This window comes from Flavobacterium facile (assembly GCF_036321945.1).
Taxonomy (GTDB): domain Bacteria; phylum Bacteroidota; class Bacteroidia; order Flavobacteriales; family Flavobacteriaceae; genus Flavobacterium; species Flavobacterium facile.
In genome coordinates this window covers 224,030-235,684 of record NZ_JAZAYT010000031.1, presented here as the reverse complement: position 1 = coordinate 235,684, position 11,655 = coordinate 224,030, and the positions used below count along the sequence as shown (strand labels likewise).

Below are 11,655 nucleotides of genomic sequence, written 5' to 3'. Positions count from 1 at the left end.
TTATATTAAAAAATAGCATTACTTTTGAGAAATATTTTTGAACTCAAAATTTTATTTACATGAAAAAAAATTTACTTACTAGTTTAATGATAGCTTTAACGGGTGTTGCAAATGCTCAGTTATTTGTTAAAGATGGTTCATATGTATTTATGACAAATCAGTATATGACAGTTACTCAAGATGTTAATTTGAATAATACGGGTAATTTCTATCTTAGAAATACGTCTCAATTATTGCAAAAAGGTTCTGGGTCTTCAGTTAATACTGGAACAGGTAAATTATCTGTTTTTCAGGAAGGAACTGTAAATAATTATCAGTACAACTATTGGTGTTCGCCTGTTGGAAATGGTGCAGCTGGGAATCCATTTGGGATTGCTTTATTGAATAGGCCAACTGGTCTAATTTCTTCTACTGCTGCTGAAATTTTACCATCTAGTAATTATAATGGTACAGCAACTGGTGGATCTGGTGGGACAATGCAGATTGCTCCATATTGGATTTGGAAATTTGTTTCTCTTTCTCCTATTTATGCCAATTGGCAATATGTTGGTAATACTCAAACATTAAATCCAGGTGAAGGTTTTTCTATGAAAGGAACTTCAGGTACTGATGTATTAGCAGTTGACGCAGATGGTGTAGCTAACAAAACAGGTGCAGCACAACGTTACGATTTTAGAGGAAGACCAAATGATGGAGATATTTCAGTAGCGGTTTCTAATGGGGGTTTAACTTTGGTTGGAAATCCATATTCAAGTGCTATTAATTTAAATATGTACTTAGTGGAACATACTGGTAGACAATATAATCCTACAACAGGAGTCATTTCTGCAGGGGTTAATCCAAATGTTATTGATGGTGCTGCTTATTTTTGGGAACATAGTAAATCAGGAGCTTCTCACGTTTTAAGCACTTATGTTGGTGGTTACGGGACCTATGTAGCAAATGGTGCAACTGTTGGTACTCCAGGGACATGGACAGCAGCAACATACAATACATATAATAGTGATGGTTCTTTAAATACTACAGGTGCTTCATCAGGATCAAACTTTAAAAGACACTTTTCTCCAATAGGACAAGGTTTTATGGTGAAAGGTATCGCTGCAGGTTCTTCAGTAATGAAAAATGCATATAGAGCTTTTGTAAAAGAAGGAGTTGCAAATGAATCTACATTTGAAAAAAGCGCAAATTCAAATGAAAATAAAGCTATTACAAATTGGGATGAAATTCCTAATGTTGCCGGTATAGATTATTCGCAATTATCTAAATTGCCAGTACCGCAAATTAAATTATTAGCGATATTAAATAATGAAAAATCTTCAGAAATTGCAATGGCTTTTAATCCAAATACAACTGATGGTTATGATATAGGTTATGATGCGATTTCACCTGAAGTATATGCAAATGCTGTGAATTTAGTTCATTTTACTCAAGATAATAACAATAAAAAATGTGCAATTACTACATTGCCATTTAATATAGATAAAAGAATTCCAATAGCTTTTAAATGTGCTGCGCAATCAACTTTTAAAGTTAGAGTTTCTGATATTATTAATTTTACTGATTCTGAGAATGTATATATTCACGATAAAGAAACAGGAATTTATTTTGACATCAAAAATAATGAATTTAGCATGAATTTACCTGCTGGAGAAAATGCTACTCGTTTTGAAGTAACATTTAAAAACTTTGAAGTATTAGCAAACAATAATAATAGTTTAGCTTCTGATTCATTTGAAGTATTTCAAAATAATAAAAATGCTATGTTAACTATTGTGAACACTTTAAATAAAGACGTTTTAAATTGTACTGTTTATGATGTTACTGGAAAATTAGTGATTACTAAGAAAAACTTAGGTAAAAATAATTTAATTGAATTGCCTACAAACGCTTTAAGTGATGGTGTTTATATTGTTAAATTAAATACTGCTGATAATGTTTCTGTTGAAAAGAAAATTATTGTAGGAAACTAATAAAATAAATAATTATATTTAATCCCGAATAGGTAATTCTTATTCGGGATTTTTTATGTCTGAAAATCAACATATATATACGGTTTTTCCAAATGCTATTTCTCTTCATATGAAGAGAGAAGATCTACTGCATCCTATTATTTCCGGAAATAAGTTTCGAAAATTAAAATATAATATCGAAGAAGCAAAAAAACAGAATAAAAAAGTCTTATTAACTTTTGGTGGCGCTTTTTCCAATCATATTGTTGCGGTTGCTGGAGCAGGTGAGGCCTTCGGTTTTGAAACCATCGGAATTATCAGAGGAGAAGAATTACAAGATAAAATTTCTGAAAACCCAAGTTTGTTACAGGCACAAAATTTAGGAATGAAATTCGTTTTTATTTCAAGAGAACAGTATCGACTAAAGGAAACTACAGACTTCATCGAACAACTACAAAAAGATTTTGGAGAATTTTATTTGCTTCCCGAAGGTGGAACCAATGAATTAGCCATCAAAGGTTGTGAGGAAATTTTAACAGAAACAGATTCGCAATTTACACATATCTGTACTTCTATTGGAACTGGCGGTACAATTACTGGAATAATTAATAGTTCTGCAAACAATCAGAATATTATTGGATTTTCTTCTTTAAAAGGTGATTTTTTACAAAATGATATTGCTAAATTTGCAAACAAACAAAATTGGACAGTAAATTGTGAGTACCATTTTGGTGGTTATGGAAAAGTGACTGATGAATTAATAGATTTTATAAATAATTTCTATTTGAAATATCAAATTCCTTTAGATCCGATTTACACGGGTAAAATGATGTTCGGAATTATGAATTTAATTGAGAATAATTATTTTCCTGCAAATTCAAAAATTCTTGCCATTCATACCGGTGGTTTACAAGGCATTGCTGGAATGAATAAAACATTAGAAAAAAAAGGAAAAACGAAGATACTAATATGATGAAGAAAATTGTAATACTATTTATTTCTCTACTTTTTATAAGTTGTGGAAGTTCTAAAATTAGAACTACTAAAAGAACTACAAGTACCAAAAGTTATCCTGTAACTAAAAGGTATCCTGTAAAAACAGCTCCAACAGTCAAACCAGAAATTAAAAACACTCCAAAGGAATCAAATTCATCGGGAAGTGAGGTTTTAGTTGCGACTTCAAAAGTGAAAGCGACAACAGAAGATGTGAAAAAATACATTTCAGATTTTAAAGAAACTGCTAAAAGTAATATGAAAGTGCACGGTGTTCCTGCAAGTATTACCATGGCACAAGGAATTTTAGAATCAGGTGCTGGTTTTGGACAACTAGCAAAAGAAGCAAATAATCATTTCGGAATTAAATGTCATACTGGATGGATGGGAGAATCTATAAAATATGATGATGATGCCGAACAAGAATGTTTTAGAAAATACAAAGATCCTGCAGAATCCTATAAAGATCATTCGTCTTTTTTATCTTCAAGAAAAAGATATGAAAACCTTTTTAAATTAGATAAAGGCGATTACGAATCTTGGGCAAATGGCTTAAAACAAGCGGGTTACGCAACTGATACTTTGTATCCTTCAAAATTAATTGGAATTATCGAACGTTATGAATTGTATAAAATTGATAACGAAGTTTTAGGAAGAAATTTTGTTCCGAAACCTAGAGTTGTGACTCAAATTGCTGGAGAACATATTGTGCAACAAGGAGATACTTTATATTCGTTGTCTAAAAAATATAATTTATCCGTGGACGAATTAAAAAATTTAAATAATATTTTAGATTCTGGAATATCAATTGGTCAAAAATTAAAAGTAAAAAAATAATGTTATATCAAAGAAGTAGTCAGTTATTTATTGAAGCGAATGAAGTAATTCCTGGCGGTGTAAATTCGCCAGTAAGAGCATTTAAAGGAGTTGGTGGTTTTCCCATTTTTATAAAAGAAGCCAAAGGTGCTTATTTATATGATGAAGACGGAAATAAATATATCGATTATATCAATTCGTGGGGACCAATGATTTTAGGCCATGCTCATGAACCGGTAATTAATGCCATTATTGAAAAAGCAAAAAAAGGAACTTCATTTGGAGCGCCAACTGAATTGGAAACAAAAATTGCAGCATTAGCGGTTTCAATGGTGCCAAATATTGATAAAATTCGTTTTGTAAATTCAGGTACAGAAGCTTGTATGAGCGCTATTCGTTTAGCACGTGGTTATACAAAACGTGATAAAATAATTAAATTTTCAGGGTGTTATCACGGGCATTCCGATTCGTTTCTAATTGCTGCTGGAAGTGGTTTAAGTACTTTTGGTGTACCAAATAGTCCAGGAGTTACTGAAGGAACAGCAAAAGACACGTTGTTAGCAAAATACAACGACTTAGAAAATGTAAAAGCACTTTTTGAAGCGAATAAAAATGAAATTGCCGCTATAATTGTTGAGCCAGTTGCAGGAAATATGGGTTGTATTCCTCCTAAGAGCGGGTTTTTGTCAGGTTTAAAGCAACTTTGTGTAGAAAACGGCGCAGTATTAGTGTTTGATGAAGTTATGACGGGATTTCGCTTAGCAAAAGGTGGTGTTCAAGAATTGTATGATGTAGATGCTGATATTGTTTGTTTTGGTAAAGTAATTGGCGGTGGTTTGCCAGTTGGTGCTTTTGCCGCAAGAAATGAAATTATGAATATGTTGTCGCCTCTTGGTCCTGTGTATCAAGCGGGAACATTGTCTGGGAATCCGTTAGCGATGGCTGCAGGTTACCAAATGTTGTTAGAATTAAATTCAGATTCTGAAATTTTTAACCGTTTAGATGAGAAAACAGCTTACTTAGAAAAAGGAATCGACAAAGTTTTATCTGAAAACAATATTGAATTTACTATAAATAGAGTAGGGTCAATGATTTCAGTTCATTTTGATAAAAACGAAGTATACGATTTTGAAACCGCAAAAAATGGTGATAACGATAGATTTAAAAAATTCTTTCACGAATTATTAAACCGAGGTATTTATATTGCTCCATCTGCTTATGAAACTTGGTTTATTACAGATGCGTTAACATATGAAGATTTAGATTACACTATAAAATGTATCAACGAAGTCGCTAAGATTTTATAGTAATAATAAGTAAAAAAAATCCCGTCTAGTTCAAACTGACGGGATTTTTTTATTTTTAGTTTGTTAATTTTTTCAACAAACCTTCTTTCTTTTCTACAATTTTTATTTGATCATCTGTAAGAGTAGCTCTTAATTTTAACTCAATGATTTTAGCTAATTCAGCTTTACTATCTGCTGAAAGATTGTCGTTTAAATTTCTGAATTTGTATTCAAATAAACGGAATAAATCTTCTTTTAAAGTTCCTTGTTCAAGAGAAACAACTTCTGAAAGAGCAGCTAAATTAGTTTTCGCTTCAGCTTTTTCATCTACTTTTTTGAACTCCTGAGCACTTGCATTTACTGTAAAAGCTAAGAATAAAACAAGAGCGCCTAATAAATTTTTCATTGTAATTTGTTTAATAGTTTTACCAAAAATAAAAAATATTTTCAATATGGAAGCATTTTTTAATAATATTTATCTTTTTTTATGATTTCTTCTCTCTTTTCCTTTCTCTATATTTTCATTTTGCATCGCTTCCCACTTTTTAAACTGCTCTTCTGTAAGTATTGGTTTTAGTTTTGCTTTCAACTCTTCGTGCTGTTTTTTCATGTTTGCTTTCATTTGAACACGTGCTTTTTCTCTTTCCGCTTTTATTTCTTCTCTTGTTGTTTTATTATCTTTTTGCTGAGCAGTTAAAATTTCTTTTACTTTCTTTTTCTGATTTTCGTCTAAGCCTAATTTTTCAGACATTTTTTCCGTTCTCATTGCTACTCTTTCTTCCGGAGTGGCGTTTTTCATTTTTTCTCTTCTGTCTTGAGCTGAAACTCCGAATGAAAGGACTAACGCCATTACAACTACTAATTTCTTTACTACATTTTTCATATCTATTAATTTTAAAGTTTAGTATTGGACACTTTAATTCGGAAATGGTTTAATATCAGTTGAAGAAAAGATTTTCGCAGTAAGAATATTTTATATGAAGTTGTGAAAATTGGAAATGACTATGCGAGTTATGGAAATACGGATGTTAGTTATGGAAATACGGATGTTAGTTATGGAAATACTGTTGTAATTTATGGAAATGACTATGGAAGTTATGGAAATACGGATGTAAGTTATGGAAATACGGATATAAGTTATGGAAATGACTATGCAAGTTATGAAAATCCCGATCTAAGTTATGGAAATGACTATTCAAGATATGGAAATGACTATGCAAATTATAGAAATACTTATGTAAGATATGGAAATAACTATACAAGTTATGGAAATGAATTTGCAAGAAATGGAAATAAAGTTGCAAGAAATGGAAATAAAGTTGTTATAGTGCAAATCTGAAAGGGGTTTGTTAATACAAAAAAAAAATCGGCATACGTGCCGATTTTTTAATTAATTATAAAACCTCATTTTTATTCTTTTATGATTTTAGTATGCATTATCCCTTTTTCAGTATAAAGTTTAAGGAAATAGTTTCCAGCTTTTAATTCGCTTAAATTTATTTTATTTTCAATTATAGATTTTGAGCTTACTATTCTACCCGCAACATCATAAATTTCTACTTTCAAGACCTTTTCTTTTGTTTGAAAATGCAACATATCTTTTACTGGATTTGGATAAACTGAAATTGTATTTAACAATTCATTTTCCTGTAATCCTAAAGTGTTTTGAATGGTTGTTGTGTAATTGTTTGTTACTATTGGAGAATTGTAATCAAAATATATATTAGCTAAATTACTGAAGGTATCACCTGCAACAAGCGTTGATTTTGTTTTGATTTTAAAAACAACATAGCCATCATTATTGGCATTATCATATGGGAGATTTATATTTTCAAAATGATATTCTAAGTTATTAGTTGATGTTATTAATTTTCTGTAGTTATGACTCGCATCTAAAGTTATAATGCTTTCAATATCAAATTTATTAGGATCAATATTGTCTTTAATAACGATGTTTTGTGCTTTTGAAGTTCCATTGTTCTTAAATCTGATTTTATAAGTAACATAATTTCCAATTCTATTTGCTTCTACCAAATTACCTTGTAAACATATTTTATCATTTGGGTCAAATGAATTTACTACTAATTGACTTAATGTAAAAGTATTATCATTAGAGTTTTCATCTCCTGCTAAAGGCAAAATTATACCTATGAAATTGATTAAATCGCCGCCATTAACTGCTGGTGTTTCTATTGGCGTGTTTAGATTTAAAGTTACCATAATACTTCTACTTTCAAAAGGAACTAGATTGTTATAAGTCCATTCTAATGATCCAAAACTTTGTAATGTTGGAGGAATTGAAGAACTAATGTAATCATTTATATTATCGTTATAATTGAATTGTAAAGATCCAGAGATTGTTGAATTTCCTTTGTTCTTATAGATGATTTTATATAGGTTGTTAAATCCTGGACGCGCATCAATGATTGGAATAACAACAATTTCAACATCATTATGTAAACCGTTTGGAGAAACACAAAAGTTTTGAATCTGTGTACTATTAAATCCAGAAAAATTAATTGTTGTAGTTGTTGGATTTATGTTAAAAAAGGTATTGTTTTCAGCTAATCCAACAGCTTCTAATGTGTTGTTTTGAAAAGGAGTGTAAATTTTGTAGTAGCCTTCTAAATTGGTATAAAACTGATTATCAGTTGAATTGTTTATCTTAAGTTTTAAATTAGGTACAACAATATCATTTATGTCACAGTTATTATTTACATCAAATCTTGCCGTTCCTTCAATACTATTATAATCTTTTTGATATGAATTAAAGTCAAATTCCCAAAGATTATTTGAAATTCCAGATGCTAAAAAATATTTATTATTACTTTTATATGTAACAGACCTGTCTATAACCCTTTTTGGAAAATTATAATTATTTGCATCAAATAATGGGTCAAACGGACTTGGTTGATAATTTAAGCCATCCATCCAAATCCAAAGATTTAAAGTAAGATCATATTTCCAAAGATCAAATAAATCTGATTGAGAGTTTCCAGAAGTTCCTTTTCCAAATCCACCATACAACCATAAATTACCGTAAATGTCCGACCATGACACAAAATCTTTTCGAGAGCTGGGAACATTAGTTATAAACCCGTATTCCTTTATTCCATAACTTCCATTAATGCCAATTTTTCTATTGCCAAGAACTTTTGTCCAAACGTTATTTGTGGTTGAATATTTCCAAATATCACTTAATAGCCCTGCGGTAAATAGGTTGGATTCTTTACCTAAACCATTACCTCCATAAAAATACAAATCATTTCCTTTTGACCAAGTAGCAGCACTATGAACAAATGGTGGGTAAGTATCTAAAAAATAGGCTGAACTATTTGTGCAATTATTTTGATTACCACCCATTAATACCCATTGATTAGTAATAGTGTCAAACTTCCAAAAATCATTTAAATAATAACTTTGATCATTTACACCTGAAAACAACCAAAGATTACCATCAGCATCCACCCAAGTTTGAGCTTTTGCACGACTTCTAGGGTAATTATTTGAATTTGCTTCTCCAATATTTGAATAAAAAGTATAAGGTGTGTCATTGTTTTTTGAACCACCAATCCAAGTCCAATTTTTTGTGGCTTTATCAAATACCCAAAAATCATTATAATAATAAGAATAACCAGTCATACCAAAGCCACCCATTAAATATAATTTAGTGTCAGTTTCCCATAAGCAAGCATTTTCTCTATATGGAGGAATATTTGAAACATCAGCTACATTTTTTTGACCATAAACACCGTAATTGTATGGCGTTGAGCCAAACTCTTTTATTTTATAACAAGTTGAAGTTTCAATATCATATTCAAACATTCCACCAAAAAAAGCATTTCCAAGGAATGGCTGATTATTTAACGTATTAAAAAACCAAAGTTTAGATCCTTTTTCGCCCCATTTCAATTTAGTAGGTTCTACAACATTATAAACAGATGCTGTATTTAATTCTTCAAAATAGTAAGTCGAATTTTGATTAATGTGATCATATCTAGTGGTTATTCCATCAATCCAAGTAAAATTATTTGTTGAAATGTTGTAATTCCAAAACTCTTGTGTGTTAATGGCTCCGTTTGCTTGAAAAGCATTACCGCCATATAGTTTTAGTGCATTATTTTCAATCAATAAAAAAGAATTAAGACGAGATGAAGGTAAATTTTCGCTACGTTCGATACCTTTTTTTCCATGGAATCCTGGATGTTTTGTTAATTGCTTTCCTTTTAGCCAAGTCCATTGATTTGTGAGCATATTATACTTCCAAAGACTGCCATGATGCCCTCTGTTTAATTCATTAGTAGTATTTCCACCTAATTCATAGCCTCCAATAAAATAAGCTTCATTGTTATGAACTACAGAATTTGACATGTGTATTAAAGATGGAGGAGTATTAACAATATTACTTGTGTTTTGTTGACCATATATAGCATCAATTGTATTTGGATCTTTTACACAAGTCCATTTTTGCGTTAATAGATTAAATTTCCAAACTTTTTTCTGAACAGAATTTACTGCAGTATTATTTTCAGATGAACCTCCATAATACCATAAACAATTATCAAAAAACCATGAAGTATAGCCTAATAAACAGCCAGGTCGATTGTTTGTATCTTCAACGCCAATTATTCCTATGTTTTGTGAATTGTTTGTTGGTTTGTAAAGTAAAGTCCATGAATTGTTGTTAGGATTGTATTTCCATAAATCATACCTATCATAACCGTCAAAAGTTGGAGCGTGGCCACCATAAATATATATCATTCCATCATTCGACACAATTGGATTTGAAAAAATTCTTGAAGATGGAAAATAAGATGAAGATTCAACTCCAATTGGTCCATAATTCCCTACAATTCCAGCGGCATGATTATCATAACCGCCAATCCATGCCCATAGATTTAATGATATGTCATATTTCCATAAATCATTTGTTCCGCCCCCATAAGTTCCACCTAAAAGAAAAAGATTTCCACTATTGTCAACAAATGTTATACTTTGAGATCGTCTACCAGGTGTGTTTGTAGTGTTAAAAACTCCTTTTGTACCAAAATTTGTAGCAACATTATTGTCTTGTAAGCATTTCCACTGTTTAATGTTTAAATTGTAAACCCAAAATGAAGAATTTCCAGAATTATAAGCTAAATTGTCATTACCGTATAAATAAATGTTGTCTTGTGATTTCCAAACTATTTGCTGTTTTGTCCCAGTCCCAGGATGGTTTTTCGGACTGAACTGATTCATAACTTCAACAAATTGGTTTAATGATTCTTCTTGACCAATATTTATGTGTTGAACTTGTGCAAATAATAAATGATTCGTTATTAAGATAAGTACGAGTACTATTTTTTTCATTTTTGGTATTTTAAATTTGGTTTGTAGATAATGTATGTAAATTTATAATTAGCTACATTTTTCTAGTTATAAATATTACCAATATTTTTATTGTTTGTAAATATAAATAAATCCCACAAAAAAATCCTCAAATTAAATTAAAATGAGGATTTTCGTATGATTTATAAAATTCTAATTATTTAATAATCTCAATCTTCATCGAATCATCTATATTTTCAGTGTCTAAAAAGCCTTGTTCTTGCATCCATTCGTCGCTGTAAATTTTACTCATATAACGTGAACCATGGTCTGGGAAAACGACAACTACATTACTGTTTTCGTCAAATGCATCCAATGCTGCATATTGTTTTACTGCTTGAAACGCCGCTCCAGAAGTATAGCCTACAAATAAACCTTCGGTTCTTGAGATTTCTCTCGCCATTAAAGCACTTTCTTTATCGGTAACTTTTACATATTGGTCAATAATATCAAAATCGGTTGCAGTTGGAATTAAGTTTTTACCCAAACCTTCAATTTTATACGAATAGATTTCTTTTTCGTCAAATTCTTTGGTTTCGTGGTATTTTTTCAAAACAGAACCATAAGCATCCACAGCTAAAACTTTAATTAGTGGATTTTTTTCTTTTAAATATTTTCCAATTCCAGAAACGGTTCCGCCAGTTCCACTACAAACGACAACGTGCGTCACTAAACCGTCTGTTTGTTCCCAAATTTCTTTTCCTGTACTGCAATAATGGGCATCAATATTTAATTCATTAAAATACTGATTGATGTAAATAGAATTCGGAGTTTCTTTGTGAATTCTTTTCGCCACTTCATAATAACTTCTTGGATCATCAGCAGCCACACTTGCAGGACAAACATATACTTTTGCACCCATACTTTTTAGCATGTCAATTTTATCTGGAGACGATTTATCACTTACAGCTAAAATACATTTGTAACCTTTGATAATGCTAATCATTGCCAAACTAAACCCAGTATTTCCAGAAGTTGTTTCTACAATAGTTGAACCTGGTTTTAAAATGCCTTTTTCTTCCGCACTGTTGATAATATGCATGGCAATTCTATCTTTTGCTGAATGACCAGGATTGAAAGCTTCTACTTTTGCGTAAAAATTCCCTTTTAATCCTGCAGCAATTTTATTTAATTTAATAATTGGTGTATTTCCAACTAATTCTAAAACAGAGTTGTATGCTGTTATCTCCTTCTTCATGTTTGCTATCATATCTTTAAATATTGCATCTGTCATTCTGAAC

The 11,655-nt window shown here is 30.8% G+C and carries 9 protein-coding genes; 5 read left to right on the top strand and 4 right to left on the bottom strand.

Annotation, left to right across the window (positions count from 1 at the left end; genetic code table 11):
* Positions 1-59: 59 nt before the first annotated feature.
* The 4 genes from UEQ13_RS07630 to hemL all read left to right on the top strand — a co-directional run bounded on the left by UEQ13_RS07630 (position 60) and on the right by hemL (position 5,065).
* Positions 60-1,970, top strand: a complete 1,911-nt coding sequence (locus UEQ13_RS07630; protein WP_329805750.1) for a T9SS type A sorting domain-containing protein — start codon at positions 60-62, stop codon at positions 1,968-1,970.
* 109 nt (positions 1,971-2,079) lie between these two features.
* Positions 2,080-2,922, top strand: a complete 843-nt coding sequence (locus UEQ13_RS07625) for a 1-aminocyclopropane-1-carboxylate deaminase/D-cysteine desulfhydrase (protein WP_329805749.1) — start codon at positions 2,080-2,082, stop codon at positions 2,920-2,922.
* Positions 2,919-3,779: a glucosaminidase domain-containing protein gene (locus UEQ13_RS07620; protein WP_329805748.1), complete on the top strand. Its 861-nt coding sequence runs from the start codon at positions 2,919-2,921 to the stop codon at positions 3,777-3,779. Before UEQ13_RS07625 ends, UEQ13_RS07620 begins: the two co-directional genes overlap by 4 nt.
* Complete coding sequence (gene hemL / locus UEQ13_RS07615; RefSeq protein ID WP_329805747.1) at positions 3,779-5,065, top strand: glutamate-1-semialdehyde 2,1-aminomutase; 1,287 nt, start codon at positions 3,779-3,781, stop codon at positions 5,063-5,065. The genes UEQ13_RS07620 and hemL overlap by 1 nt, the downstream gene beginning before the upstream one ends.
* Positions 5,066-5,120: 55 nt before the next feature.
* Here hemL and UEQ13_RS07610 read toward each other — a convergent pair whose 3' ends face one another.
* A complete protein-coding gene (locus UEQ13_RS07610) occupies positions 5,121-5,450 on the bottom strand; it encodes a hypothetical protein (RefSeq protein ID WP_329805746.1) in 330 nt (109 codons plus the stop codon).
* Positions 5,451-5,519: 69 nt separating this feature from the next.
* A complete protein-coding gene (locus UEQ13_RS07605; protein ID WP_329805745.1) occupies positions 5,520-5,927 on the bottom strand; it encodes a hypothetical protein in 408 nt (135 codons plus the stop codon).
* Positions 5,928-6,029: 102 nt separating this feature from the next.
* Between UEQ13_RS07605 and UEQ13_RS07600 the strand changes: the two genes are divergently transcribed.
* On the top strand, positions 6,030-6,383 hold the full coding sequence (locus tag UEQ13_RS07600) for a hypothetical protein (RefSeq protein ID WP_329805744.1): 354 nt from the start codon (positions 6,030-6,032) through the stop codon (positions 6,381-6,383).
* 71 nt (positions 6,384-6,454) lie between these two features.
* Here the strand turns inward: UEQ13_RS07600 and UEQ13_RS07595 are convergent, their stop codons facing one another.
* The gene (locus UEQ13_RS07595; protein WP_329805743.1) at positions 6,455-10,396 is read right to left on the bottom strand and encodes a DUF7619 domain-containing protein; all 3,942 of its coding nucleotides are present in this window, start codon (positions 10,394-10,396) and stop codon (positions 6,455-6,457) included.
* 175 nt (positions 10,397-10,571) lie between these two features.
* Positions 10,572-11,612 (bottom strand): PLP-dependent cysteine synthase family protein, encoded by a 1,041-nt coding sequence (locus UEQ13_RS07590; RefSeq protein ID WP_329805796.1) that lies wholly within the window; start codon positions 11,610-11,612, stop codon positions 10,572-10,574.
* Between the last annotated feature and the right edge of the window lie 43 nt (positions 11,613-11,655).